This window comes from Dermabacter sp. HFH0086, assembly GCF_000413375.1.
Taxonomy (GTDB): Bacteria; Actinomycetota; Actinomycetes; order Actinomycetales; family Dermabacteraceae; genus Dermabacter; species Dermabacter hominis.
Map to the genome: position 1 here is coordinate 999348 of NZ_KE340308.1, position 25803 is coordinate 1025150.

The window sequence follows — 25803 nt, forward strand, 5'->3', positions numbered from 1 at the left end:
TGATTTTAGTGGTGGCCGAGGATCCCGATCGCGCGTGCCGCCCGAATAAGGCCAAAACCATCGGGTGCGCTGACCCACGGCACCCCTTGGCGCTCGTGCACGCTCTCGAGAGCAGTCCCGGGCGCGTGCGTGGAGCTGGCGCTGGCAGTACCGTTTGAGGAAGGCCCGACGGATGCCGGGCGATCGTCGGAACCCTTTAGGCCAATCGTGCTGCGCCACACCTTCGGTACGGCATCCACGAGGGCGCGCCCGAGGGCACCGATCGACGCGAGGGGGCGTTCGGCGCCGTGAGCGAGGTCCTGCTCGTTGTCGGTGAGTTCGCGGATAGCTACCGCGGCGACCGATTCCGGATGTTCATCGACCACGCTTCCGTAGATCGAGGGGTCGTGCTGACCGTCGTCGCCCACGAGGAGCCAGCGCGTGTTCGGGAACATCTCGCGCAGGGCGGCGAGAGTCGTGAGCTTGTGGCGTGTGCCCGAGCGGAAGAAGCCCGTGTTGGTGGGGCCCCAGTCGGTGAGGAGAAGCGGGCCGGCAGGGTACCCGTTCTTGAAGAGGAAGCGTTCGAGCACGGGCGCGACGTTCCACGCTCCCGTCGAGAGGTATATGAACGGGGTGTTCTCACCGTAGTGGCGGCGAAGCTGCTGGTAGAAAACGGCCATTCCGGGAACGATGCGGCGGGAGGCCTGGGAGATCACGAAGGCGTTCCACCCGGCGATGAGGGGGCGGGGCAGGAGCGTGATGAGGACCGTGTCGTCGATGTCGCTGACAACCGCGATTTCTTGCGCCTCATCATCGAAAACGTGGACGTTCGCCGTGACGGTGTTTGTACCATCGGTGCTGAGGGAGAGCTCGTGGATGCCGGGGGCGAGCTCTACGCCAATGATCTCGTCGATAATGCCGGAGCGGTCAGCGTACGTCTCAAAGACCTGTGGGCCCTTGGCGGTGCTCACGGTGACCGTAACTCGAACGTGCGGGTCGATCTGCGACGTGAAATTCCGAAAGCCGCGCCGCGCAAGCGAGCGCATGTCGTAGACCGGAGGATCGAAATGATCCGGGCGCGTACCGGCGCCCGCGAAGAGAACGCGCCCGAGCACGCGTACTTTTGTGGGGGAGCCGTACGCGGTATACGGCTGGATGCGCGCTTCGTAGCCGAGGGCGCGCAACACACGGGCGATTGCGGTGTTCTTTTTATCTTCGAGGCGCGCCGACCAGTGGGGACGATCCAGTCGCGAGAACGCGTATGAACCCAACGCGCACCTCCATGCACTTCAGATCGCGGCAAAGGCCCCCGGTGGGAGCCTCCCCATCCTAGTAGACGCGCCGGGTACGACCCTTAACGCTCGCGCCAAAAATGCGGCAAGATAGGGGCGTGAGCAAGTACCGAGTGTTGACAGTGTGCACGGCGAACATCTGCCGTTCGCCCGCGGCCGCCGTCATGCTCAAGACTGGCCTCGAGCAGGCCGGGCTCGCGGGTCTTGTCGAGGTTGAAAGCGCGGGAACCACGTACGAATCCGAAGGGTTCCCCATGGACGATCGCATCGTCGTTGCCCTCGAGCGCGCTGGCTATAGCCCGGATGCGCATGCAGCCCGCACCGTTCCCGTCCACCAGCTCGGCGAATGGGACCTCGTGCTCACGATGAGCACGAAACACCTCGCGGAAATGACGCGCAAACTCGAGGCGATTCCCGAAGGCGTCGAGCCGCCCACGCTTCACATGTGGGGCGAATTCGATCCGGCGAAACCGGCAGTTGCTGAACCCGAGGATCTCGAGGTTCCCGATCCGTTCTACGAGAGCCAGAAGTTTTTCGACCGCACCGTGCTCAAGATGGAGCGAGCGGTCCCGTCGATCCTGCTATTCATCAAGTCGCGCCTTCGTGAGCGCGGCGAGATCGCCTAGGCCGGATCGCGCTGCCCTTGCCTGAACAAGGCTGACTCGCGGGCCCCTACGGTCACTTTGCGCGCGCCCTGAGCGTGAGGGCACCAAGACCGCCGGCAACACCAACGCCTACCGCGACCGTACTCGCGAGGATGGTTTTGAGTGTGCCGAGGGCGCTGCCATCGGGGTTGGTCCACACGGAAAGAATCGTGTCGACCTTCTCTTCGTCGGCACCGAGAACGTCATCTGCTGGCGGAGTTGAACCGTCGGTGGGGGCCTGCGTGGGGTTGAGGCGAACGCCAGGTGGGGCGGTTTGCGATTCCTCGGTCGTGGGAACGGTGAGGGCGGGGATCTCAGTTTGTTGGCTCGTCGGAGCCGGCGCGAGAGCGAGTCCCGAAGTCTCTTGTTCGGGCACGAGCAGCGGCGCGGGGGAGTCGAGTGGGGGTTCGGCCGCCGGTGCGGACCCGGCATTGATTTCGGATTCAGTGGTGTGCTCGGGCGCGAGATCCGGTGCAAGAGACTCGGGGCGCTCGTGCGGTGAGGAGGCGACGGCCGGGGCGTCCGTAGGAAGTTGCTCAGACTCAGGCTCAGGCTTAGGGCTCGGCTGTGGGGCGGGCTCCGCCGACGGTTCCGGGGTGGGTGCTGGCTCCGGGGTGGGTTGTTCCGTGGGGTCCGGTGATGGTTCTGGTTTGGGCGTGGGTTCTGGCGTTGGTGTGTCCGTGGGGTCTGCGGTGGGTGCCGGTTCAGGGGTGGGTTGTTCCGTGGGATCCGGTGACGGTTCTGGTTCGGGCTCGGGCAGCGGTGCGTCCGTGGGGTCTACGGTCGGTTTTGGCTCCGGGGTGGGTTCCGGCTCCGGGGCTGGCTGCTCCGTGGGGTCCGCAGTGGGTGCTGGCTCCGGGGCGGGTTCTTCCGTGGGATCCGGTGACGGTTCTGGTTCGGGCTCGGGCGCGGGGGGCCAGAGAAAGCACGGATCCTCACCCGGGTGCTCAATCCACCACTTCACCCAGCGGAAGCCCGCGAAGAAGAAGTATTCCTCACCCGGCACAACGCACTTGGGGGCATCGGGCTCAGCCGGCTCAGCGCCGCTCGTGGGGCTGTCAGAGGCAGAAGGTGCCGACGGTTGCGTAGAATCGCCCGCCGCGAAGGCTAGAGGCGCTGCCGGGATTCCCGACAGTGAAAGTGCCAACGCGATCGCGCCCACGCGCGCGGCACGGCGGCGATGTCGGGACTGGAAACTGCGTGCCGGCGCGTGGTGCGCTGTGCGGCGCGCGCCGGTTCGTGAAATGGACATGCAGTCTCCCCGGGAAAGAGCGATGTAGAGCGCGAAAATGGCGGCGCGAGAATCGCGCAACGGTGACTAGGGTACGCGCCAGTAAGTGTGTATGTCACCCCTGTTATCGTTTTGTAATAAAAACTGGACCGATTGGTGCATAAATCGTCATCGCTTCGTCGCGAAATCGGGAGTGCCCGTTCACCCGGACACTCCCGATTCTCTGAAAAAGAGGCGCTGAGAAGGGCTTATTCGTTCAAAGCGGCATCGACAACGTCCTTGGCTGCGGCCTGGACGTTCTTGAGGTGATCTTCGCCCTTGAAAGATTCGGCGTAGATCTTGTAGATGTCCTCGGTGCCCGAGGGGCGCGCCGCGAACCATGCGTTCTCAGTCGTGACCTTGAGACCACCGATCGGATCACCCGAAGGGGCACTCGTCATGATCGCCGTGATCTCTTCGCCTGCGACGCTCGTGGCACTGACAGCCTCGGGAGAGAGGTTCTTGAGTTTCGCCTTCGCCTCGCGATCGGCCGGTGCGGAGATTCGCGCGTAGGCGCTCGCCCCGAATTCCTCAACGAGGTCGCAAAGATGCTCGTGCGGGTTTTTGCCCGTGACGGCCGTGATTTCCGAGGCGAGCAGGGCGAGGATGATGCCGTCCTTGTCGGTCGTCCACACATCGCCGTTCATGCGCAGGAACGATGCCCCCGCGCTTTCCTCTCCGCCGAAGCCCACTGACGAGTCGAGCAGGCCGGGCACGAACCACTTGAAGCCCACGGGAACCTCGAGCACCTCGCGGCGGATCTTTGCGCCGACGCGGTCAATGAGGGAACTCGAGACGAGGGTCTTGCCGATCTTGGCGTTGCTCGGCCATTCGGGGCGGTTATTGAACAGGTAGGTGATGGCAACCGCGAGGTAGTGGTTGGGGTTCATGAGACCGCCCTGTGGCGTGACGATGCCGTGGCGATCAGAATCCGTATCGTTACCCGTTGCGATATCAAACTTTTCGCGCTGCTCGAGAACCGAGGCCATTGCCCACGGGCTCGAACAGTCCATGCGGATGATGCCGTCGGCATCAAGGGTCATGAACGAGAACGTCGGATCGACCTCGGGGTTGACAACCGTGAGGTCGAGCCCGTGACGCTCGGCGATGCGGGCCCAGTATTCAACGGCCGCGCCACCGAGAGGATCGGCGCCGATTCGCACCCCTGCTTTCGCGATAGCCTCGAGGTTCACAACGGAAGGAAGGTCCTCGACGTAAGTCGTCGTGAAGTCGTAGCGCCCGGCGCCCTCAACCGCCTTCGCCGCACTGACGCGGCGTACCTCGCGAAGCCCGCCCGCGAGGATCTCGTTCGCACGATTAGCGATCCAGGACGTCGCGTCGGTGCCCGCGGGGCCGCCATGCGGCGGGTTGTACTTGAAGCCGCCGTCGCGTGGGGGGTTGTGGCTCGGCGTTACGACGATGCCATCGGCGCGCGACTCATCGCTCGCGCTCTTGCCGCGATTGTGCACGAGAATCGCGTGTGAAACAGCCGGCGTAGGCGTGTACCCATCGCTCGAGTCAATGAGCACGGTGACGTCGTTGCCCACGAGCACCTCGAGGGCGGTGTCGAACGCGGGCTTGCTCAATACGTGGGTATCGCGCCCCATGAAGAGCGGGCCGCGAATGCCCTGTCCCGCACGGTACTCCACGATCGCCTGCGTCGTGGCTGCGATGTGGTCCTCATTGAACGCAGTATCGAGAGAGCTCCCGCGGTGCCCGGAGGTTCCGAAGCTCACCGCCTGATCGGGGTTCTCTGGATCCGGCTGCAGCGAATAGTAGGCGTCGACAACCGCGGCCGGGTCGATCAGGTCGGAAGGAAGCGGGAGCTTCCCCGCCCGTTCGTGAACCATGGAAAACTCCTTAGTGCCTTTGTGCCCTCACGGGCGCTTTTAGTTCCTGCTGCGGCCGATCGCGCGAACAATCATGACGACGACACCAACAAAGAAGAGAAGGCCGCCGATGAGACCAGTAACGAGTGCGCCGATGCCCCAGCCGATGCCGCCACCAACCATGTTGATCGGGTTGATCGGGCCGATGACGGAGACGGCGGCGCTGACGTTCTCGCACGTGAGCGTGCCCTTGCCACTGACATTGTTAGCGAGGAACGAGTCCTTGTACGGCACGTACTTTTGGCCGTTGATGTCGAGGGAGTCGCTATCCGACGCATCTGTCTGAGCTTCGAGTTCAGTGCCGTCTTCGAGGACGGCCTTACAGGTGGCGTTGTCTTTATCGGCTTCCGGGATGTAGAGGGCCAGAACCTCGAAGCCGTCGACCTCAAAGTCATACGTGGCTTTGCCACCCTCGAACTTGCTGTTGGTCTTTTCGAGCGAGCTGAGGTCGCCTATCTCATCCATGAGACCAGCACCCGTGCGCCATATCGCAATCCCGCCAAGGATGAGCGAAATAACAAGGAACGCAACGCCGATGAGCGTGAGCACAATTCCGATAGGCTTCTGCTTGGGCTTGAGTGCTGCGCCTCCATAGTTCTGAGGGGTGCCATAGCCGCCAAAGGCCCCCTGCGGCGCCTGGGGCGTGTATTGAGGCTGCGAGTACTGCTGACTGTGCTGCTGATACTGCTGACCGTTCTGCGAGTACTGCGGTGAGCTCTGGTACTGGTTCGACCCCTGCGCCTCGGGGGCGCTCGGTTGGCCATAGGGGGAGTACTGGCCGGATGCTTCGTTTGCGCTCTGCCCGTATGTGGGGCGCGGGCGATCATTGCCGTTGAAGGGATCGGACACGTGTGCCTCCGTATGAAGTAGGGACCGCGATCACGGGCGTGACGCTCTGCACGCATAGCCTACAAGGTTGCCCTTGCAGCAATGTGGAAACGCAGGCAAGCGTTTAGGGGAGGGCGAGCACAACCGTGCCCCACGCGAGCCCCGCACAAGCGAGGGGCGTCAGTATCCACCACAGGGCGATGCGCCCGAAGACCTGCCATGCGACAGACTTCTTCGAGGTCGCGAGCGAGGATCCAACGATCGATCCTACGATCGTGAACGACGACGACATCGGGAATCCGAGCCACACGCTCACGGTGTAGAGCAGCGCGGCGGTCGACGTTTCCGCTGCGAGACCCTGACTCACCGTGAGGTCAGTCAGGCGTCGGCCAAGAGTGCGAACGATCTCGCGCCCACCCATAAACGTGCCGAGCGCCATCGCACTTGAAAGCAACACCGCGATCCACAGCGGAAGCGCGGCCATGCCCGCGTGAGAAGAAAGGAGGTGACCGAGGGAGCCGTCGGACTCAGGACCCGGCGGGTGCGAACCGAGCGTTCCTTGCTCGCCAAGTCCTGCGAACGCGACAACGACGATTCCGAGCGGGAGTCGAATGTTGCTGAGTCCGTGGCCGAAAGCGACGAGCCCCGCGGTAAGGGTTTGCGTCCAACGCACCGTTTCTGCCGTGAGACGGCGCTTGGATTGCAGCCCACTCACGGCGCGCGTGAGAAGGAAGCTCAACGCGAAGCCGAGAAGCGGCCCGATGAATACGGGGATGAAGAGCAAGGCGATACCGCCGAGCTGGCGCACGTCGGCAAGCGCTCCCGCGAAGGCGCCCACGAGTGACGCGAGGGTCGTCACCCAACCCGAAAGGGGGATACCGCGCCACCACCCGATCAGGAGACATACGATTGCGGTCGAAAGACCACACGCGAGCGCGAGTCCAAGAGTACGAGGCTCATCAAACAGGGCTTCGGGAACACCCACGACTCTCACGAGTGAGAGATGCAGAAACGCAACGCTCACGAGGCCAAACATCGCGCCGGCGCCGTTCATGATCGCCGCGTAGGCGAGGGCAAGTCTCTCTGGGAGCACGCGCGTCACAATCGTGGTTGTGACCGCGTTCGAGGCGTCCTGGGCTCCATTGACGGACGCCCACAGGCCCGAGAGTGCAACGATGCTCCAGGCGAGCATCAGACGTCCTTGACGCGCAGCAAATCGACGCAGCGCGAAAGGTCCTGGAACGCGAGTAGTACGCGCTCGAGCGCGCCGATCACTTCGCGCGAGCGCGCGGCTGTGGGAAAGCTCGAAGGGGTGGAACAGTCGTCCCATAACTCGGCGATTGCGGTGCGGGAATGCTCGGAAGCGTGGGTCGTGAGTCGCCGCATATCCTCGTCGAAGCCGGAAAGCTGCTTCGGGTTCTCGAGCTTCCACGCGCATTGCACGACGAGTTCTGATGCGCGTTCAATGATCGAGAGAATCTCGAGAAGCCGCTTCGGAAGCTTGTCAATCTTGAGCCTCAAGGTGAGATCAGCCGTGCGTTCCATTTCGTTGACGCACAGTTTCATGGCGGCGGCGACGCCGTGAAGGGCATCGGCCTGGAAAGGCGTGATGAGACTTGTGGCGAGCCTGTTCGCGATCCTGTGGTTCAGCTCGGCCGCATCGATCATGTGCGTTTGGAGGCGGTCGAATGCCGAGGACCGACCCTCTCCTTCGAGGGCGAGACTCTCCGCTAGAGTCTCTGCGCTGACCTGTACGCATTGCGCGAGGTCCGTGAAGATGTGATACACGGACTTTTCGCGAGGAGGGGAAAACAGCGGCATGGCCTCAGGGTACCGCTCGAACGTAACGAAATTGGGCGTGGAGAGGGTCGAACACCTCACGAAGAGGGGTGAAGCGCCGGACCGGGGGCGCCTGTCGGCGCGAAGGCCGCTCGTAGCGGCAAATGTTGGAGCCCGGGGCCACCGCGGCCCGGCGCGCACACAAGCCTAACAGTGAAGGGGGTATGTGCTTCAACCCCACGAATTGGCTGCTACGCGAGCGTGCCGGCCGCTGCTGATCGGGCTGCCTCGTTGAGTGCCTCGCCGGTTTTGAGGAGACGATCGGCGCGCTTGGTGAGCTCCTCGGGCGTCGCGGGGGTCCCGAATGAACGCGCGAGTTCGGTGCGAGAGGCGGGGGAGTCGGCGGCGTGGGCCGATCCGTAAGCGGCGAGCATCGCGACGGCCGCCGCGCGCGAGAGCGCCACCGAAAGATCGCCCGTGAATGCGCCCGAGAGAATCGCATCGAGCGTCACGCGCATCGAATCGATCGTGGGCGGATCGCTAAACCCTACGAGGTAGGTGAGGCCCGGCGCCGTGGATTGGCCAAGCTCGAACAGGCGCCGAACCTCGTCGGTATCGCGCTGAACCCACGTGTGCAGGACGTACAGTCGCCACAGGGCGCCCGGAAGCGAGGCCGGTTCCGCCCCGGACCACAGCGCAGCGAGATCCTCGAGACCCTCCCGCTCAACAAGTTTCAGCACGCGCTCGACAACCTCGGGTCGGGCATTTTCGCGCGTCTCCCGCAGGAGCGCCGCGGCGCTCTCGTGCGCCGCCTGATTCTTGAGGGCAGGATCGACACCTCCTTCGATCGCCTCTTGACGCTGGGGGGACAGAGATGCTGGACGCCTAAACTGTGCCATGCGTCAACCCTACCCGCGACGGTTCACACCGCCTTTGGGTACGGTAGTTCCGACGGTTGCCGGCCACCGTCGGACCCCACCCCCTTGGCCCCACCCGAAGGAGACGCCGTGGAAGCCTTCATGATGACCCTTAGCTCCGGCGTGGTGAGCGGAGTGCGCCCGTACCTCATGCTGCTCGTGCTCGGCCTCGCGGGACGCTTTCTCGAGGTGCAGGAGATTCCCCAGGTGATGCAGCGCACCGACGTTCTGGTGATTGCCGCGATTCTCGTGATCGTGGATTTTCTCGCGGATAAGGTGCAGTTTCTCGATTCGGTGTGGGATGGCATCAACACCGTCGTGCGGCCCGTGGCCGGCGGCGCGATCGGCTTCCTGCTTGGTGGGGAGACGGACACGACGACCGCGGTGGTCTACGCGGCTGTGGGCACGTTTGCGGCACTTGGCACGCACGGCGCGAAAGCTGCGACTCGCGCGGCGGTCAACGTCTCTCCCGAGCCTGTCTCGAACGTGGTCGTAAGCGTGATCGAGGATATTGCTGCCGTGATCCTCGCGATTTTCGCGGTGCTGCTGCCGATCCTTGCGGGCATCGCCGCGGTGTTCATCCTGATCGCGGCGGTGGTCGCGATCGTCGTGCTCGTGCGGTTCGTGCGTCGATGGCGTGGACGCCGTGCTGCAACGAAAGGGGCGACACCCGAAGGCGCCGCCCCTCACGTGAACTAGCGACTAGATCAGACCGCGCCGCTTGAGCAGCGGCTCGTACTGGGCCTCGCGACCCGTCATATCCTTGAAGGCTTCGGGGATCGGGCGCGTTGCGCCGATCGAGAGCACGTAGGCGCGGAACTTGTCGCCGTTTTCGCGCGTGAGCCCGCCGTTCTCTTCGTACCAGGCGACCGTGTCCGCGTCGAACACCTCAGCCCACAGGTATGAGTAGTAGCCGGCCGCGTAGCCGCCCGAGAACGTGTGGTTGAGATAGCTCGTGCGGTAGCGCGACTCGACGAGCGGATGCATGAGGCCCGCGTCCTCGAGCGAGGCCTGCTCGAACACGACCGGATCCTCGATCGGCTCGGCCTCGAGGGAGGCGGGGAGGCGGTGCCATGCCCAGTCGAGTGCGGCGGCGCGCAGATACTCGACCGTGCCGAAGCCCTCGCCCCACTGCTGCGAGGCGGTCACGGCATCGATGAGCTCCTGCGGCACGACCTCTCCGGTTTCGACGTGCTTGGCGTAGTTCGGCAGGATCTCCGGGTGGAACATCCACATCTCGTTGACCTGGCTCGGGTACTCGACGATGTCGCGCTCGACGCTGAGGCCCGAGAGGGTCTCATACGCGACGTTCGAGAAGAGGCCGTGGAGGGCGTGGCCGAACTCGTGGAAGAGCGTGCTCACTTCGTCGAGGGACACGAGCGCTACATCGCCATCGGCGGGTGCGCTGATGTTGAGGTTGTTGACGACGACGGGCTTCGTGCCCTCCGCGAGCGACTGATCGACAATGTTGTTCATCCACGCGCCACCGCGCTTCGTCTCGCGCGTGAAGTAGTCGCCGAGGAACAGGCCGAGCCCCTCGCCGCTCGCGTCGAAGACCTCCCAGACCTTGACCTCGGGATGATAACCCACGAGGTCTTCGCGGCGCTTAAAGGTAATGCCATAGAGCCTTTCGGCGGCGTAGAACACGCCGTCCTCAACAACGCGATCAAGCGCGAAGTAGGGGCGAAGTGCCGCGGTATCCACGCTGAACTCTTCGGCCTTGACCTTGTCGCTGTAGAAGGCCCAGTCCCACGGCTCGAGAGTGTCGATGCCATCCTGTTTTGCGCGGACCGCGATCTTTTCGGCCTCGCGGTTGGCGTTCGCCATCGCGGGTGCGCTCGTCTTCGCGAACAGTTCATCGACGGCCGCGGCGGTCCGGGCCGTGCGGTCGGCAACGGCGAGCGAGGCGAAATCCTCGAAGCCGAGCATCGCCGCCTTGCGGGCGCGCAGCGCCGCAATCTCTGCGGCCATCTGCCACGTGCGGTCGCCGCGCTCGACGCTTGCTTCGTAGAGGCGCTTGCGCACGTCGCGGTTCGTGAGGGAACTGAGCGCCGGCTGGTTCGTCGGGAGAATGAAGGTGAGCAGCCAACCTTCGCGGCCGGCTTCCTTCGCGGCGCGCGCCGCGGCGGCCTTTGAATCCTCGCTCAGCCCCGCCAGTTCCTCCTCGCACGTGAGGTGAAGAGCCGCGGCATTCATGTCCCGCGTGACCTGCTGGCTGAACTCCGTTTGCGCCTTGGAAATTTCGAGGTTGAGCTTCGCGAGCTCTTCGCGCTGCTCCTCGCTCAGGGCCGCGCCCGCGAGAGTGAAACGCTGATGGAACCTCTCCGTGAGTCGCACCTGTTCGGCGTCGAGCCCCGCCTCCTCGCGGGCCTCGTACACGGCGTTGAGGCGTTCGAAGATCTGCGGGTTGAGGTGCAGCTCGTTATCGAGCTCCGTGAGGAGCTCAGACACCTTCGACTCGATCTCAAGGAGCGGTTCGGTGCCGTCGGCGCTCGCGATGTTGTAGAACACGATCGCGGCGCGGTTCAGGGTGCGGCTCGGTTGATCGAGCACCGCGACGACGTTCTCGAAGGTGGGCTCCGAGGTGTCGTTCGCGATCGAAGCGTAGGCCTCGCGCGCTTCGCGAATACCCTGCTCGATCGCGGGCAGGTAGTGTTCGTCGCGGATCGCGGCGAAGTCGGGAAGGTTGTAGGGGAGGCTTGAGGCCTCGAGGAGCGGATTGGACGTCGCTGTTGCTTCTTCACTCATGCGGTAACCGTACCGAACGCCTACCCGCCGCGCACCGGTGTACCACAGTCCAAAACGCCTCCGTCCGCCCCACCGGATACAGCCAGGTGGGGCGGACGCGTGAAGGGGAAGACGTGGAGTGTGGCGGCCGTCAGTTCACGCGCGTGAGGCGCAGCAGCACCGTGTTTTCAGGGTTCAGGATCGGGGTGGTGATTCCGACGCTCGCCCACGTCCTACCGCTCAGCACCTGATCCGTGACTCCACGCGCTTTGAATTCGGCGTTGAGCCGCTCGTATTCGCGCGCGTTGCCCGGCGTTGGCGCGAGGAAGCCCGAAGCGCTGCTCATGACGGGCGAGGGGACGTAACCCGAGGGCTTCGCGCCCGGCACGAGAACCTCGAGCCTGTAGCGCGCATCGTCGTCGAGACCCGGGAAGTAGAGGCGGCCCGTCTGGTTGGCGTCGCTTCGTGAGAGAGCCGTGAAGGAAAAGAGTGCTCGGGAGGCATCGCACGCGACGACACCGTGGAACGCGACCGAGTCGTCCCCGAGATCCACGCGTACCCGATCACCCGTGAAAAGAAGATCGCGCTCGTTCTTATAGAGCTGCACCCACTCGCGAAGCTCCGCCATCTCCTCGTCGGTGGCAAGCCGCAGATCCCATTCGATGCCGAAATGCCCGAAAAGCGCGGTCGCGGCGCGGTAGCCGATCGAGTGGAGGCGGCCAGTCGTGTGGGAGGCGCCCGAGGCGACGTGCGAGCCCATGAGCTCCAGGGGGATCAGCTGGTTCGTCCAGCGGTTCATCATTTGGCGTTCGAGCGGATCGATGCAGTCCGATACCCACACGCGGTCCGTGCGCTCAAGAACGCCGAGGTCAACGCGTGCACCACCCGATGAGCACGATTCGATCTCGAGGCCCGGGAAGCGCTCCTTCAGCTCATCGAGGAAACGATAGGTGGCGAGGGTCTGCGCGTGAGTCGCGGGCTGGCCGGTCTCGCGAAAGCCCGCCTCAATGAGGTCGCGATTGTGATCCCACTTGATGTAGTCGATGTCGTTGGCCTCGAGGACCTGGACCATCTGATCGCGCACATGCGCGTACGCCTCGGGAATCGCGAGGTTGAGGACCTGCTGGTGACGCGACTGCTCGGGCAGCCGCTGCATCGTCGTGCCCATGATCCACTCGGGATGCTCGCGCGCCACGGCCGAGTCCTCGTTGACCATTTCCGGCTCGAACCACAGGCCAAACTGCATGCCGTGGCCCTTGACGTGCTCGATGAGCGGCGTGAGCCCGTTCGGCCACATGTCCGTGCTGACAACCCAGTCGCCGAGGCCCGCGTAGTCGTCACGGCGATCGCCAAACCAGCCATCGTCGAGCACGTAGCGCTCAACACCGAGCTCCGCGGCGCGATCCGCGAGATCCTTGAGGCGGTCGAGGTCATGATCGAAGTAGACGGCTTCCCACACGTTCAAGGTGACGGGGCGGTTCGTGTCCACGTGGTTCTCGCGCGAGCGCAGCCACGCGTGGAAGCGCTGCGCGACCTCGTCGAGGCCCACGCCGTGGCTCGCGTAGACGTCAGGCGACTCGTAGCTCTCGCCGTGCGCGAGCACGACCTCGCCGGCGAACAGCCCTTCGCCGCCCGCCAGGATTGTCTCTCCCGCACTCGTACGCTCCACGACGTGGCGGTGCTGGCCCGAAAAGCCCGTGTGCAGCGCCCATACCTCGCCGGACGAGTAGGTGAAGCCCCGCTCGCCCACGTGCATGAGGAACGCCGAATCGGCCCCGGTGCGCCCGCGGCGGTTCTCGCGAAGGTGCTGGCCCACGCGCACCGGCAAGCGCTGAGGTTCGCGCTCGCGGGTCCAGCGGCCAGCAAAATCAAGGATTTCGTTCGCTTCCGACGGCACCGGGAGCGCCATCGTGAACGACTGCAGCCGGTAGTTTCCCTCCCCGCGATTGGTGAGCGTGCCGCGCATGCGCACGAGCCCAGAGTTCAGTAGTTCGAGGGCGAGCACGACTTCGAGACCGAGGGCGGCATCCTCGAGTGTGAGAGAGAGGACGTCTTTTTCTCCGGAACCGTCGGGCGCGTTCTGCCGTAGCGTGTGCGCCACAAGGCCGAGTCGCGGAGCGAAGCCGGAGCCGTTGTCGCGCCCGCCAAGGAGGCCGGGCTCGCCGAGCCAACCGTCGGCATCCTGGGGGAGGAGGCCCGTGCGTGGGGGAATGTCGAGGGCGTTCTGGTTCGGGGCGACCGTTGCAGCATCAAGGATGAGGTCGAGCTCGTCGCGCGTGAGGTCGCCGAGGTCGGAGCCCCAATAGGCGACTGCGGGCATCCGGCCCTCGGTCAGGTCGAGGACGATGCCCACCCCCGCGCGGCTCAGATAGAGCGCGCGTTCGCTTTCGAGCGCGCGAGTGGCACAGGAGCGGAACGCGCGGAAAGAACGCGAAGCAGCGGTGGCGTGGGTGGTGCGGGCGAGTGGCATGAAGGAGATCCTTTGTGCTTGGGGCGTCCGTGACCCACTTATTTTCGCACCAAAATAAACCCGCGTCCACCTCCGCCGGCGGGGCGGAGAAGATGACGGGCAGGGGCAGCCTCGGCGATCCTGGTCCGGTGTCGGGGTCGAGGAAGCGCAGAGCGTGTGGAGATTGACCGCCGAGGCCAGGGAGTACACTCAGCCCATGGAATTCACGCAGGCGGCGAAGCTACAGAACGTCCTCTACGACATCCGCGGGCCGGTCCTCGACGAGGCCGCGCGCATGGAGAACGAGGGGCACCGCATTCTCAAGCTCAACATCGGCAACCCCGCGCCGTTCGGCTTCGAAACGCCCGACGAGATCCTCGTCGACTTCATCCGCCAGGCTCACGTCTCCCAGGGCTACACCGATTCCAAAGGCATCGTCGCGGCCCGTCGCGCCGTCGCCCAGCACTACCAGACCCGCGGCCTGCCAGGGCTCCACCTCGACGACATCTACCTCGGCAACGGCGTGAGCGAGCTGATCCAGCTCACTGCCCAAGCACTCGTCAACGACGGCGACGAGGTGCTCATCCCCATGCCCGACTACCCGCTGTGGACCGCGTGTGTCACCCTCGCGGGCGGGACCCCCGTGCACTACAGCCTCGATGAAGACAACGACTGGTTGCCCGACCTCACCGACATCGCCGACAAGGTCACGCCCCGCACCAAAGCCATCGTCGTCATCAACCCCAATAACCCCACCGGTGCGGTGTACACGAAAGAGAACCTCACAGGCATAGTCGACATCGCCCGCAAGCACGGGCTCATGATCCTCGCCGACGAGATCTACGACAAGATCCTCTACGACGACGCGACCCACACCTCGATCGCCTCGCTCGCCCCCGACCTCTTCACGATCACCTACAACGGCCTGTCCAAGGCCTACCGGGTCGCGGGTTTCCGTGCCGGCTGGATGGTGCTGTACGGGCCGAAAGAGCATGCCAAAGGCTTCATCGAAGGCCTCGACATGCTCTCGAACATGCGCCTATGCGCCAATGCTCCTGCGCAGCACGTGATCCCCACGGCGCTCGGCGGCTATCAAACGATCAATGACCTCGTGGCCCCAGGTGGTCGGCTGCGTGAGCAGCGCGATGTCGCCTACGAGGCCCTCGCACGGATCCCCGGCGTAAGCGTCAACAAGGCGAAGGGGGCGCTCTACATGTTCCCGAAGATCGACCTCGACATGTACAAGATCGAGGACGACGAAGAATTCGCACTCGGCCTGCTTCGCCAAAAGAAAATCCTCATCACAAAAGGCACGGGATTCAACATCCCCACACACGACCACTTCCGCGTCGTGACCCTGCCCGACGTGGACGTGCTCGAGAACGCGATCGACCGTATCGCCGACTACCTCGCGAGCATCCGCCGCTAGCAGCGTGTGGCGCGCCGGTTATTCGCCGCGCGCGATCCGGATCATCTGCTCGCGGTCGATCTCCTTGAGCGATGGGCGTGCGTTACCGTCGGAATCCTTCCGCTTCGCACCCGCCTGGATCTCGTGGTCGTGAAGGCGCAGCCACCCGTCCCAATCGACGTAGCGGATGCCGCGCTCATCGAGCAAGCGAACAATCGAGTCGGGGTCGCGATCCGGGCACGGCTCGAGCACGCCTTCCTCGATGTCTTCGATCATGTGGGTGACGGTCTCGATTGCGTCCGATTTCGTGGCACCGATCAGCCCAACGGGCCCACGCTTGATCCAGCCGTTCGCGTAGCACGCGGGCACAACAGCGCCCTCGGCGGTCGTGACACGGCCCTCGTCGTTGTGGATAACGCCGCGCACCGGGTCATAGGGAACCCCGGGCAACTCCGAGCCGAAATAGCCGACGGCGCGGTAGACCTGCTGGACGTCGTACTCGACAATCTCGCCGGTGCCCTCGAGCATGCCGTCGTCGGCGATCCGGGTGCGCTCGAATCGCATGCCCGTCACGCGGCCGTCCTCGCCGACCACTTCGACGGGCCGGTGCCAGAAATGGAGGTGGAGCCGACGCTTGACCTCGCCGCCATCGCGATCCGTGGGCTCAGCGCCGCTCGCCTCGAGCTCCTTCTGCGCTTCGAGCCAGCCCTCGAACGTGCTCACGACCTGATCGATGCGCTTATCGGCGCGGATGCGCTCCCATTCCTCGTCGCTGATCTGCGCGAAATCGCGCTCGTCGAGGATGACCTGCACGCCTTTCGGATGGGCGAGCTCGCGCGTTTCGAGCGGGGAGAACTTCACCTGGGCGGGGCCGCGGCGGCCAAATACATGCACGTCGGTGATCTGTGAGGCTTTGAGGCCTTCGTAGACGTTGTCGGCGATCTCGGTCGCAAGGAGCTCGTCGGCGCTTTTGGCGAGCATTCGCGAGACATCGAGCGCGACGTTGCCGTTACCGATCACGGCAACGGATTCGGCATCGAGTCGCCATTCGCGCGGGTAATCGGGGTTCGAGTCGTACCACGCGACGAAGTCGGCAGCGCCGAAGCTACCCTCGAGGTCGATCCCGGGGATGTCGAGTTGGGCGTCCTTGAGTGCTCCCGTGGCGAAAATGATCGCGTCGTAGCGTTCGCGCAGGTCCTCGAGGGTCAGATCCGTGCCGAATGCGACGTTGCCGAAGAAGCGCATGTCGCGACGGTCGAGGATGCGGTGAAGTGCTGTCGTGATGCCCTTGATGCGCGGATGGTCGGGGGCGACTCCGTAGCGAATGAGGCCGAACGGTGTGGGTAGCGCATCGAAAATATCGACCTCGATTGCGAGCCGGCCCTTCTTGACGTGCGGCGTCTTGTTGAACGTCTCCGCCGCGTACACGCCGGCCGGGCCGGAGCCAATCACGGCGATGCGGAACGGGATGTCGGTGAAGGTGCTGGTCACGGAGGTCCTTGAGCTCGGCGGGTATGCCCGGTGCGTGTGCACTTCGGGCTTTTCGATACTCGAGCCTAGCGTTAAAGCTCGTCTTGGGCGAGAAAGTGTGAGCAGCGTGCGGCCCGACGAGCGCTCAGGTGCCGTCGGGCCCTCCACGAAGGAAAACCGAGGGTGTAGAAAGGCGGCTCGGCGCCCCCGTCGCGGGGCGTGCCGGGCCGCCTTTCTAGACCCTCAAGAGTGGATGGTGTTTTTAGTATTCGGCCGGCTGCACAACCACAAAACCGGGGCCGTGGAAGGCCAGCTGGAAGGCTTCGCCCGAGCCGCGGCCAATGAGTGCACCGGCATTAAAATCGTTCTTGATCTGCGGCTGGAGGTTTGCCGACCAGCACACGACGGCCTGCGGATCCACATACGTGGGCTGCTGCGAGCAGTCGAGCAGGAGCGGCTCACCGTGCGAGGCGATCGCGACCATGCCGTGTCCCTGGAGGAACAGGTTCGTGAAGCCGCCCGCGACGAGGCCCGCGCCGAGGCCGCCGCCGATCATCTTGATGTCCCACTCGATGCTCGAGTCGAAAGCGAGCATCTTCGAGGTGTTGAGGGAGAGGGCTTCTCCTTCGAGCTGGATGAGGAAGATCTGCGAGCCGTTCTTGGCGAAGAAGATTTCGCCGTTGCCGGTGGTGCGCATCATGTTGGCGCCCTCGCCGGTGGCCAGCTTCTTGACGAGCTTCATGCCGCCGCCAGAACCCTGGTACTTGAACTTCATCTCGCCCTGGTAGGCGACCATGGCCCCGGAGGAGGAGACGATTTCGGGTGCGCCGGGATTGAGACGGCAGCGCAGCATTCGCTTGGACTGGAGAGCCCAGCGGTCGTTGGTCTGGACTTCCTGGTGTTCGGGTGAAAAGAGTTCAGATCTCATGGCTTCACCCTAGGGCGAGCTGACTCCTATTTTCCTGGAGATCATGAGAACAGAACAATTGTTATTGGAACCGCTTGAGCCGCAGCGAATTGCTCACCACGAAAACGCTGGAGAAGGCCATGGCCGCGGCCGCGATCACGGGGCCAAGGAGCCCGAGCATCGCGAGCGGAATGGCGATGACGTTGTAGATGAATGCCCAGAAGAGGTTCCAGCGGATCGTGCGCACGCTCGCCCGCGAAAGGCGGATCGCGGTGGGAATCTGCGCGATATCGCCGCCCGTGAGCACGATGTCGCCCGAGTTCATCGCGGCATCGGTGCCGGTGCCCATCGCGAAGCCAAGATCGGCTTCGGCGAGGGCCGCCGTGTCATTAATGCCATCGCCAACCATCGCGACGCTTGCCCCTTCGCCGCGAAGGGACTTCACGAGGTCGAGTTTTGCCGCGGGGGTAAGCGAGGCGTGAACCTTCTCGATGCCGACTTCGCGCGCAATGTGCTCGGCCGCGGCAGGGTTGTCGCCGGTCGCCATGACGGGCTCGATGCCGAGCGCGCGAATCTCCTCAACGACCTTCGTCGCTTCGGGCTTCACGGTGTCGCTCACGCGCACGAGCCCCGCAATCTCGCCGTTGACGCGCACGATGGAGGTCGTGTGACCCGCCTGCTCGGCTTCGCGGAGGGAAGCGGCGAGAGGGGCGGGCAGGCTGGGCACGGTGGGATTTTCGGTTCCGGCGCTTGCCTGGCCAGCGTCGGATGCCGCGGTAATCTCAACCTCCCACGGCCCCGTTATTCCCCCGAGCGACCCGCTCACGCGCGCCGTGAGGCCTCGGCCGACGTGAGCCCGCGCATCCTCGAGTGTGAGGGCATCGCTGCTGCCGCCGGCCGCTTCCACGATGGCCCGCGCGATGGGGTGTTCCGAACCGGATTCGGCGGCGCCCGCGAGCGCGCGGATGTTTGCTTCGCTCCAGCCTTCGGCGGGTGTCACGGAGTGCACACGCATCGCGCCGCTCGTGAGAGTGCCGGTCTTGTCGAGGACGATCGTTGCGATGTCGCGAGAGCTCTCGAGCGTGCTTGCCGAGCGAATGAGGATACCGAGTTCGGCGCCACGGCCCGTGCCCACCATGATGGCCGTGGGGGTTGCGAGGCCGAGCGCACACGGGCATGCGATGATCAGAACGGCGACGGCCGCGGTGAATGCCTGTTCCGTGGTGCCCCCGAGTGCGATCCACGCGACGAGCGTGAGGATCGCGAGCACGATGACGATGGGAACGAAGATGCTCGCGACCTTGTCGACGAGCTGCTGCACTGGGGCTTTGGAAGCTTGCGCGTCCTCGACCATTTTCGCGATGTGGGCAAGCTCGGTGTCGGCACCCACGCGCGTGGCGCGCACAAGGAGCCGGCCCGTAGTGTTGACGGTGGCGCCCGTGACCTCGGTTCCGGGGGTGACGTCCTCGGGGATGCTTTCGCCCGTGAGCATCGAGCGGTCGATGGCGGAGGAGCCCTCGAGGATCACGCCGTCTGTCGCGACCTTCTCCCCGGGCCTCACGACGAAAACATCGCCGACCCGCACCGCGCCGATGGGAACCTCAACTTCGGCGGTGCTGCCGTCGGACTGAAGCTCCACAATGGTGGCATTCTTCGCGCCGAGGTCAAGCAGCGAACGGATGGCTGCGCTCGACTGGTGGATGGCGCGGGCCTGCGCGTAGCGCCCCGCGAGCACGAGGGTCGTGATGACCGCTGCCGATTCGAAGTAGATTTCGTGCGCACCGTGTTGGTTCCGGCTGAAAGCGGCGCCGAGGCTCATGTCCATCGTCATGCCGATTTCGCCTGCGCCGCCGAAGAGAAGGGCCCAGATCGACCACAGGTACGCGGCAAACGTTCCCATCGTGACGAGGGTGTCCATCGTGAAGCCGCCGTGCTTGATGTTCACCCAGGTCGCACGGTGAAATGGCGCGCCGCAGTAGAACACGACCGGCGTCGCGAGAATGAGCATCGCCCACTGCCAGCCGGGGAACTGCAACGCCGGGATCATTGAGATGAGGAAAATTGGCGCCGAGAGGATTGCTGCGAGGACCGTGCGGATTAGCGTGTCGCGCTTGTCGCGCGCGGCGCGCTCCTCGGCGCTTGTGTCGGGGCCGTGGATCGATGTGCTTTCGGCTGCCGCCTCCCGCACGTGAGCCCCATAGCCGCCCTTTTCGACGGCTTCGACGAGCTGCGCATCGGTGATCGACGGGTCGCTCACCTGCACGCTCGCGCGTTCGAGTGCGAGGTTGACGACCGCGTCGACATCGCCCACGCGCCGCAGCTTCTTCTCCACGCGCGCGACGCAGCTCGCGCACGTCATGCCGGTGACATCGAGGGTAACGGTGCGCGGTGCGGTGTGGGTTTCAGTGCTGCTCATGGGGTCCTTCGGGGTGTGGTGCGGCCGGGTTCAGGATGGGGAGGAGTTATCCGACGATGGCGTAGCTTTCGCCGGCTTCCTCGATTGCGGGGGCGATGTCGGCCTTGGTGAGGGCGCGATCTGCCTGGATCGTGAGGGTCGATTCGCCGCCCTTGACGAGTTCGACTTCGGCGCTCTCAACGCCAGCGAGTTCGCCGACCTCTTCTTTAACGGCATTGACGCAGTGGCCGCACGTGAGGCCCGTGATCTTGAAGGTCGAGGTGGTCATGGTGTGCTCCTTGATGTTTGTGATGGTCCTGGTTCGTGTGGTCGCGGTGGGCGCCACAGCATCCAATATACCCCCTAGGGGTATTAGATTCAAGGGGGTGACAACTTCAGGGCTCCGCCTGAGGGGATCGGTAGCATGGGGCGCATGAGTACCCCCACGAATCCAGGCGGCAACTTCGGCGCGCGCACACCCCAGCGCCGCCCCAGTTTCTACGAATCGCACCTTCGTGAGATGCTCGTCGACTCGGGCTATGCCATTCATGAACGGATCGGCAGCGGGGGAATGGGAATCGTCTACCGCGCAACCGACGCGGCCGGGCTCGACGTCGCCCTCAAGGTGCTTCGACCCGAAATCGCCGGCGACGAGCGCGCCCGTGCCCGACTCAGCCGAGAGATGCGCGCGCTTCAACGCGTCAATCACCCGAACGTTTCCCGCGTGCTCGATGCCGAATTCGACCTCGACGTCGCTTTCCTCGTCACCGAGTACATCTCGGGCCCCACCTTCCAGAAAGTCATTGACGACTGGGGGCACCTTCCGCTGCGATGCGTACGCGAAATCGGTTTGCCGCTCGGCAAGGCCCTTCTTGACGTTCACGAGAAGGGGATCGTGCACCGCGACCTCAAACCAAGCAACATCATGCTTCGTACCGGTAATGGCTCTCACTTCGACTTCGACATCGACCCAGTCGATCCGGTCATTATCGACTTCGGCATCGCCCAAGCCGCCGAAGAGTCCCGCATGACCTCAACGGGGCTCATGATGGGCACGATCTCCTACCTTGCCCCTGAGGTGATCAGCAACAACATCGTCGACGCCGCTGCCGACTGGTGGGCCTGGGCCGCGATGCTCGCCCACGCCGCGACCGGGTTCCCGCCCTTCGGCAAGGGGCGACTCGGCACGGTCTACAACCTTGCCAGGATGTCTGGCCCCGACCTCGAAGGGCTGCCGGAGCCGTGCATCGAATGGTTCAAGGGTGCATTTGCCCCTGAGCCTGGCGATCGCACGCCGCCGGAGAAGCTCATCGAGGCTCTCGAGCACGATGTGGATGCATGGGTGTATGGGAACTACGACCCAACCTCCTCGTCCCCGTCTTCCCCTTCCACCCCCGGCGAGCTCCCGACTTCTCGGATTGAGACAGGTGAACGCAGCACACTCGATGGCCCTATCGGCGCCGGAACGGCGGGCTCGGGCGCCGCGGCACCATCGGGTGCAGCAGCTCGCGCAGCTGAGGCGACGGCGCCCCTACCTCCGTACAGCCCCCCGAGGTCAGGAGGGGGAGAGGAGGAGAGCACCGGTGTAATCCACGACGCCACCGATGAATGGGACGACACGGATGAATGGGATGTCTCCAACGAGGAACCCACCCAAGTCATGCCCGTTCTCGACGAAACTCCCACGGCCCGATTCGCCCCCATCTCGACTCCTGCCGCGCCGCCCGTCGCGCCGCACGCGGGTGCGGTGCCGACGTGGCAACCGTCGGCACCGGTGCCGCAGACGCCCATGCCAGCCCCTGGTCCGCAGGGCCCTTTCCCCGCAGCGCAGTACCCTCCGACCCCCGGCGCGCAGCCATACGCGATGCCGCTGCAGCCCCTGCCCTACCACTTGCGTGAGCCCAAGCGCCGAACAACGCTCGTGCTGCTCGGTATGGCGCTCTTCACCGCCTTCGGTGCACTCGTGCCGCTCGCCGCGCTTATCCTGCTCGTGCTGATGACAGCCCTTGCAAGAACGTGGCAGCGTTCATGGATCGCGCAGGAAAAAGGCCAGGACAGAGGGAAAGGCTCGGGTGGGATCACCGCTTCGATAACGCTCTTGGCAGTACCGCGATTCCTCGGTGCCCTTCTCGAGGCGCTCCTTCAAGCGCTCATCCCCGTGATCGTCACGGCCGGCGTTCTGCTCGCGACCGACGCCCTACTGGTGTGGCTCGCGCGCTTCGAGGTGCACTACGCCGTGTACGCGGGAGTGCTCGTGGGCGTCACGACCCTGTCGCTGTGGTGGGGTATCGGCTCACGCACGACGCGCTACGGCAGCCACCGCCTTTTGCACGCAGCCGCACCGAGCGGGCTGTGGACCGCGATCTTCGCCGCCCTTCTCCTCGTGCTCATCGCAGCCGTGTGCTTCACGATTGCCTCGCGCGGCGGACACATCGACTACTTCCCGTACGTGGGTGAATTCCGCCTCGAAGACATCTCACCCTGGAGGAAATGAGGCATCCACGCGCGTATCCTCTAAGCTGGCACGCGGCGATTTGCCGTTTACCGCATTCGACCCCTCCGGAGGATTAATGGCCGAGAAGCCGTCAGCGCAGGACGTGCGCGAAGCGCAGCGTATCGAGCTTCGCAAGCAGCGCGAAAAAGAGCTGAGCCGTCAAAAGCGTGTCCGCATGGCGATCATCGCTGCCATCGTTGTCGTGGCACTCGTACTCGTCGCCGGCATCGGCCTCCTGATCTACAAGGCGAACGCGCCTGAGCCTGAACTGCCGCTCAAGCAGCCCACCTCGATCAGCAAAGAGGAGCCCGTGCTGTCCTTCAAAGCGGACGACACGAAACCCGTCGTCGACGTCGTGTTCGACTACATGTGCCCGTTCTGTGGCAACTTCGAACAGATCAACAGCGCCGACCTCCACGAGATGATCGAGAGCGGCGATGCGACCGTGAACTTCCACGTGCGCACCTTCCTCTCCAAGAAGATGTCCACAACGGAGTACTCCGCCCGCGCCGGCGGAGCCGCCGTGTGCACCTTCGAAGACTCGCCTGAGGTGTTCCTGAAGTTCCACGAACTCCTCTTCGCCAACCAACCGGCCGAGGGCGGCCCCGGACTGAGCGATAGAGAGCTCGTCACGTACGCCAAACAGGCCGGAGCGAAGGACAGCACCCTCTCGTGCATCAAGGACCAGAAATTCCGCCGCTACGCGACAGACGTGCTCGAACCCGCCGGCGCGAAACTCTCGCCGGCAACCCCGGCCGTGTTCATCAACGGCAAGGAGTGGGGGGCCGACGGTGCCTGGCAGCAGCCCGGTGCTCTGAAGGAAGCCGTGGCCTCCTCGGGCACGCCTGGTGCGAGCGACGCCGGTGGTGCGAGCGATGCCGGCGGCGCAAGCGATTCCGGTAACTAAATTCGCGGCGCACGCTACACTAGTGCGAGCGCCGCAATGCTGAAGTAGCTCAGTTGGTAGAGCAGCTGTCTTGTAAACAGCAGGTCGTGGGTTCGAGCCCCATCTTCAGCTCCAAGGAAATCCCAGGTCGGGGCGACTTCGAGTCGTCAGGCCTGGGATTTTTTCGTGTGCTCTGGCCATAACGACTGTGAGTGCTGCCAGGACATACTCGGGAGCGCGCGAAGCCCCCGAAGGTCCCCGCGTCTAAGAATTTAGAGGCGTAGTGTGGGTCACAACTAAGTAGTGGTTCTCAACACACAGCGAAGGACTCCCATGACCGCCGCACCGCAAACCGTGCGCACACTTGCCACCCCATTCACCGTCAACACCGTCGAGATCCCCAACCGCCTTGTCATGACCCCCATGGGCAGCGACCTCGCAAATCCCGACGGCACGGTTGGCCCGCGCCTTCTCAAGTACTGGCTCGAACGCGCCGAAGGAGGCTGCGGCCTCCTCATCAGCGAGATCACGCGCATCAACGACGAGCACGGCCCCGGAACTCCCAACCAGCTCTCCGTCACGCGCGACGAACTGGTCCCGCAGCTCGCCGAAGCCATCGAGGCCGTTCACGCGCGAGGCTCAAAGATTTTCCTCCAGCTCCAGCACCTTGGCAACCAGGGCCTTCCCCAGCTCAATAAGGGGCAGGTCACCGTCGGATCCTCCGCCGTGCGATCCGAGCTCACCAAGGCCCCCGTGCGCGCCCTTGAAAACGAGGAAGTGAAGAGCCTCGTGCAGGACTTCATCAACGGCGCGCGCCGCGCGAAGGAAGCCGGTGCGGACGGCGTGGAGATCCACGGCGCTCACGGTTACCTTATCGACGAGTTCCTCTCGCCTCGCACCAATAAGCGCGAGGACGAGTACGGCGGTTCGTTCGAGAATCGCTGCCGCTTCCTCGTGGAGATTCTCGATGGCGTGCGCGAGGTTGTGGGCCCCGACTTCCCGATCTCGGTGCGACTTTCGATTTCACAGTGCTACGACTTGATCGGCATGCCCGGTGTAGGTAACGAGGTTGCTGACGGCGTGCGGATCGCTAAGGTGTGCGAGGAGCACGGTGCCGACCTCATCTCGGTGTCGTCGGGCACCTATGAAACGGGCATCACCGTCATCGAGCCCGTCAATACTCCGCGCAACTGGCGCGACCCGATGATTCGCGCCGTTCGCGACGCCGTGAGCATCCCTGTCATGGGCGTCTCGATCATCCGCGAACCCGAGCAGGCCGAGAAGATGCTCAACGACGGCCTCGTGGACCTCATCGCGATGGGCCGCTCGTGGCTTGCCGACCCGCAGTGGGGCATCAAGGCCATCGAAGGTCGTGACGCGGACATCACCCGCTGCATCGGCTGCATGTACTGCTTCGAGGCGCTCTTCTCTGGCGGCCATGTCGAATGCGCCGTCAACCCGCGCTGTGGGTTCGAATCGGAGTTCCCGATCGAACCAGAGCGCAATGCCGAAGGCCGCACGGCTCTCGTGATCGGTGGCGGCCCTGCGGGCTGTGAAGCTGCCGAAACACTCGCGAAGCGCGGCGCGAAAGTCACCCTCGTCGAGGCGATGGACACCCTCGGCGGTCAGGTCGTGCCCGGCACCAACCCGCCCGGCAAGGACCCGATGGGCTGGCTCGTCGAGAACTACACCCACCGTCTCGAGAAGGCCGGCGTTGACGTGCGGCTGTCGACTCGTTTCGGGGTCGAGGACGTGCGTGCGTTCGGTGCTGACGCCGTGATCGTCGCGACCGGCGCAGCCCCAATCGTGCCGAACATTCCCGGCATCGATGGCGACAATGTTGTGGATGCGATCGACGTTCTGGGAGGTACTCGCGAGGTCGCGGGCCGCGCGATTGTCGTGGGGTCCGGCATGACCGGCCTCGAAACTGCTGAGCTAATTGCGGCAAACGGTGGCGAGGTCGCCGTGTACGAGATGGCGCCGGAGCTCGGGGCTGGGGCGTTCCACATGAACCTCATCTCGGTCACCTCGAAGCTCAAGAAGGCCGGCGTCCCCATGAACACGGGGCACCGTCTCGTGGAGGTGACCGGCTCGGGCGCGGTGTTCGAGGCCGACGGTTCCCAGCTCACCGTCGATGCCGAGACCGTGGTGCTCGCGATCGGTATGCGCAGCGAGAATGCGCTCGCCTCCGAGCTCGAGGCTGCGGGAACCGAGTTCCGTACCGCGGGTGACGTGTCGAAGGTGGCGAAGGTCGCTCAGGCGGTGGCTACGGGGTACCGCGTGGGCCTCGAAGCCTGATTCGCTGCTGCCCGGGACCTATTTCATGGGGCCCGGGCGATTCGCTCAACGATGGGGGCGCTGCTGAGGCGGCGCCCCCCCTGTTTGCTGCACCTAGTAGGACGTGCGGAGCCGCCCTTTTTGCGTGATGACTTACGTGGGAACACGGGAGAAGGGAAGGCGGCAGGAGGA

Annotated in this window: 19 protein-coding genes and 1 tRNA gene; 7 read left to right on the forward strand and 13 right to left on the reverse strand. The window is 64.5% G+C overall.

Going from position 1 to position 25803, the window contains the following annotated elements:
* Nucleotides 1-5: 5 nt before the first annotated feature.
* A complete protein-coding gene (locus tag HMPREF1484_RS04310; RefSeq protein ID WP_016663800.1) occupies nucleotides 6-1250 on the reverse strand; it encodes an App1 family protein in 1245 nt (414 codons plus the stop codon).
* Nucleotides 1251-1369: 119 nt separating this feature from the next.
* Here HMPREF1484_RS04310 and HMPREF1484_RS04315 point away from each other — a divergent pair, with 119 nt between their 5' ends.
* A complete protein-coding gene (locus HMPREF1484_RS04315) occupies nucleotides 1370-1897 on the forward strand; it encodes a protein tyrosine phosphatase (RefSeq protein ID WP_101686629.1) in 528 nt (175 codons plus the stop codon).
* Nucleotides 1898-1949: 52 nt separating this feature from the next.
* On the opposite strand, the gene HMPREF1484_RS11525 is transcribed toward HMPREF1484_RS04315, so the two are convergent.
* The 6 genes from HMPREF1484_RS11525 to HMPREF1484_RS04345 all read right to left on the reverse strand — a co-directional run bounded on the left by HMPREF1484_RS11525 (nucleotide 1950) and on the right by HMPREF1484_RS04345 (nucleotide 8580).
* Complete coding sequence (locus HMPREF1484_RS11525; RefSeq protein WP_016663802.1) at nucleotides 1950-3167, reverse strand: hypothetical protein; 1218 nt, start codon at nucleotides 3165-3167, stop codon at nucleotides 1950-1952.
* Nucleotides 3168-3394: 227 nt separating this feature from the next.
* A complete protein-coding gene (pgm, locus tag HMPREF1484_RS04325) occupies nucleotides 3395-5035 on the reverse strand; it encodes a phosphoglucomutase (alpha-D-glucose-1,6-bisphosphate-dependent) (protein ID WP_016663803.1) in 1641 nt (546 codons plus the stop codon).
* A gap of 39 nt (nucleotides 5036-5074) precedes the next feature.
* Nucleotides 5075-5923 carry a hypothetical protein gene (locus HMPREF1484_RS04330; RefSeq protein ID WP_016663804.1) on the reverse strand — a complete coding sequence of 283 codons (849 nt, stop codon included), beginning with the start codon at nucleotides 5921-5923 and terminating at the stop codon, nucleotides 5075-5077.
* Nucleotides 5924-6026: 103 nt separating this feature from the next.
* On the reverse strand, nucleotides 6027-7094 hold the full coding sequence (locus HMPREF1484_RS04335) for an inorganic phosphate transporter (RefSeq protein ID WP_016663805.1): 1068 nt from the start codon (nucleotides 7092-7094) through the stop codon (nucleotides 6027-6029).
* The gene (locus HMPREF1484_RS11670; protein WP_034371845.1) at nucleotides 7094-7723 is read right to left on the reverse strand and encodes a DUF47 domain-containing protein; all 630 of its coding nucleotides are present in this window, start codon (nucleotides 7721-7723) and stop codon (nucleotides 7094-7096) included. The genes HMPREF1484_RS04335 and HMPREF1484_RS11670 overlap by 1 nt, the downstream gene beginning before the upstream one ends.
* Before the next feature lie 209 nt (nucleotides 7724-7932).
* Entirely contained in the window at nucleotides 7933-8580 is a 648-nt protein-coding gene (locus tag HMPREF1484_RS04345) for a hypothetical protein (RefSeq protein WP_016663807.1), read from the reverse strand.
* Nucleotides 8581-8688: 108 nt separating this feature from the next.
* On the opposite strand from HMPREF1484_RS04345, the gene HMPREF1484_RS04350 reads away from it, so the two are divergent.
* The gene (locus tag HMPREF1484_RS04350; RefSeq protein WP_016663808.1) at nucleotides 8689-9297 is read left to right on the forward strand and encodes a DUF4126 domain-containing protein; all 609 of its coding nucleotides are present in this window, start codon (nucleotides 8689-8691) and stop codon (nucleotides 9295-9297) included.
* A 3-nt stretch (nucleotides 9298-9300) separates the two neighbouring features.
* Here HMPREF1484_RS04350 and HMPREF1484_RS04355 read toward each other — a convergent pair whose 3' ends face one another.
* Together HMPREF1484_RS04355 and HMPREF1484_RS04360 are read right to left on the reverse strand one after the other, a co-directional pair.
* Complete coding sequence (locus HMPREF1484_RS04355) at nucleotides 9301-11346, reverse strand: M3 family metallopeptidase (protein WP_016663809.1); 2046 nt, start codon at nucleotides 11344-11346, stop codon at nucleotides 9301-9303.
* A gap of 130 nt (nucleotides 11347-11476) precedes the next feature.
* Nucleotides 11477-13795: an alpha-galactosidase gene (locus HMPREF1484_RS04360; protein ID WP_016663810.1), complete on the reverse strand. Its 2319-nt coding sequence runs from the start codon at nucleotides 13793-13795 to the stop codon at nucleotides 11477-11479.
* A 196-nt stretch (nucleotides 13796-13991) separates the two neighbouring features.
* On the opposite strand from HMPREF1484_RS04360, the gene HMPREF1484_RS04365 reads away from it, so the two are divergent.
* Nucleotides 13992-15203 carry a pyridoxal phosphate-dependent aminotransferase gene (locus HMPREF1484_RS04365; RefSeq protein WP_040386450.1) on the forward strand — a complete coding sequence of 404 codons (1212 nt, stop codon included), beginning with the start codon at nucleotides 13992-13994 and terminating at the stop codon, nucleotides 15201-15203.
* An 18-nt stretch (nucleotides 15204-15221) separates the two neighbouring features.
* Here HMPREF1484_RS04365 and HMPREF1484_RS04370 read toward each other — a convergent pair whose 3' ends face one another.
* The 4 genes from HMPREF1484_RS04370 to HMPREF1484_RS04385 all read right to left on the reverse strand — a co-directional run bounded on the left by HMPREF1484_RS04370 (nucleotide 15222) and on the right by HMPREF1484_RS04385 (nucleotide 20243).
* Complete coding sequence (locus tag HMPREF1484_RS04370; RefSeq protein ID WP_016663812.1) at nucleotides 15222-16673, reverse strand: FAD-dependent oxidoreductase; 1452 nt, start codon at nucleotides 16671-16673, stop codon at nucleotides 15222-15224.
* 241 nt (nucleotides 16674-16914) lie between these two features.
* The gene (locus HMPREF1484_RS04375; protein WP_016663813.1) at nucleotides 16915-17580 is read right to left on the reverse strand and encodes an AIM24 family protein; all 666 of its coding nucleotides are present in this window, start codon (nucleotides 17578-17580) and stop codon (nucleotides 16915-16917) included.
* A 61-nt stretch (nucleotides 17581-17641) separates the two neighbouring features.
* Nucleotides 17642-19975, reverse strand: a complete 2334-nt coding sequence (locus tag HMPREF1484_RS04380; protein WP_016663814.1) for a cation-translocating P-type ATPase — start codon at nucleotides 19973-19975, stop codon at nucleotides 17642-17644.
* Between the two features lie 46 nt (nucleotides 19976-20021).
* Nucleotides 20022-20243: a heavy-metal-associated domain-containing protein gene (locus tag HMPREF1484_RS04385; protein ID WP_016663815.1), complete on the reverse strand. Its 222-nt coding sequence runs from the start codon at nucleotides 20241-20243 to the stop codon at nucleotides 20022-20024.
* 144 nt (nucleotides 20244-20387) lie between these two features.
* Between HMPREF1484_RS04385 and HMPREF1484_RS04390 the strand changes: the two genes are divergently transcribed.
* From HMPREF1484_RS04390 to HMPREF1484_RS04405, 4 genes are all read left to right on the forward strand, one after another.
* The gene (locus tag HMPREF1484_RS04390; protein WP_172620169.1) at nucleotides 20388-22448 is read left to right on the forward strand and encodes a serine/threonine-protein kinase; all 2061 of its coding nucleotides are present in this window, start codon (nucleotides 20388-20390) and stop codon (nucleotides 22446-22448) included.
* Between the two features lie 76 nt (nucleotides 22449-22524).
* Nucleotides 22525-23355 (forward strand): thioredoxin domain-containing protein, encoded by an 831-nt coding sequence (locus HMPREF1484_RS04395; RefSeq protein ID WP_016663817.1) that lies wholly within the window; start codon nucleotides 22525-22527, stop codon nucleotides 23353-23355.
* Between the two features lie 38 nt (nucleotides 23356-23393).
* Nucleotides 23394-23469 (forward strand) — tRNA-Thr (locus tag HMPREF1484_RS04400).
* A gap of 198 nt (nucleotides 23470-23667) precedes the next feature.
* On the forward strand, nucleotides 23668-25632 hold the full coding sequence (locus HMPREF1484_RS04405) for an NAD(P)/FAD-dependent oxidoreductase (RefSeq protein WP_016663818.1): 1965 nt from the start codon (nucleotides 23668-23670) through the stop codon (nucleotides 25630-25632).
* Nucleotides 25633-25803: the final 171 nt, after the last annotated feature.

Bases quoted from the DNA above. Each gene is read 5' to 3' on its own strand.
- HMPREF1484_RS11525 (WP_016663802.1), bottom strand. From the start codon at position 3,167: ATGTCCATTTCACGAACCGGCGCGCGCCGCACAGCGCACCACGCGCCG.
- pgm (WP_016663803.1), bottom strand. From the start codon at position 5,035: ATGGTTCACGAACGGGCGGGGAAGCTCCCGCTTCCTTCCGACCTGATC.
- HMPREF1484_RS04335 (WP_016663805.1), bottom strand. From the start codon at position 7,094: ATGCTCGCCTGGAGCATCGTTGCACTCTCGGGCCTGTGGGCGTCCGTC.
- HMPREF1484_RS11670 (WP_034371845.1), bottom strand. From the start codon at position 7,723: ATGCCGCTGTTTTCCCCTCCTCGCGAAAAGTCCGTGTATCACATCTTC.
- HMPREF1484_RS04345 (WP_016663807.1), bottom strand. From the start codon at position 8,580: ATGGCACAGTTTAGGCGTCCAGCATCTCTGTCCCCCCAGCGTCAAGAG.
- HMPREF1484_RS04355 (WP_016663809.1), bottom strand. From the start codon at position 11,346: ATGAGTGAAGAAGCAACAGCGACGTCCAATCCGCTCCTCGAGGCCTCA.
- HMPREF1484_RS04360 (WP_016663810.1), bottom strand. From the start codon at position 13,795: ATGCCACTCGCCCGCACCACCCACGCCACCGCTGCTTCGCGTTCTTTC.
- HMPREF1484_RS04365 (WP_040386450.1), top strand. From the start codon at position 13,992: ATGGAATTCACGCAGGCGGCGAAGCTACAGAACGTCCTCTACGACATC.
- HMPREF1484_RS04375 (WP_016663813.1), bottom strand. From the start codon at position 17,580: ATGAGATCTGAACTCTTTTCACCCGAACACCAGGAAGTCCAGACCAAC.
- HMPREF1484_RS04380 (WP_016663814.1), bottom strand. From the start codon at position 19,975: ATGAGCAGCACTGAAACCCACACCGCACCGCGCACCGTTACCCTCGAT.
- HMPREF1484_RS04385 (WP_016663815.1), bottom strand. From the start codon at position 20,243: ATGACCACCTCGACCTTCAAGATCACGGGCCTCACGTGCGGCCACTGC.
- HMPREF1484_RS04390 (WP_172620169.1), top strand. From the start codon at position 20,388: ATGAGTACCCCCACGAATCCAGGCGGCAACTTCGGCGCGCGCACACCC.
- HMPREF1484_RS04395 (WP_016663817.1), top strand. From the start codon at position 22,525: ATGGCCGAGAAGCCGTCAGCGCAGGACGTGCGCGAAGCGCAGCGTATC.
- HMPREF1484_RS04405 (WP_016663818.1), top strand. From the start codon at position 23,668: ATGACCGCCGCACCGCAAACCGTGCGCACACTTGCCACCCCATTCACC.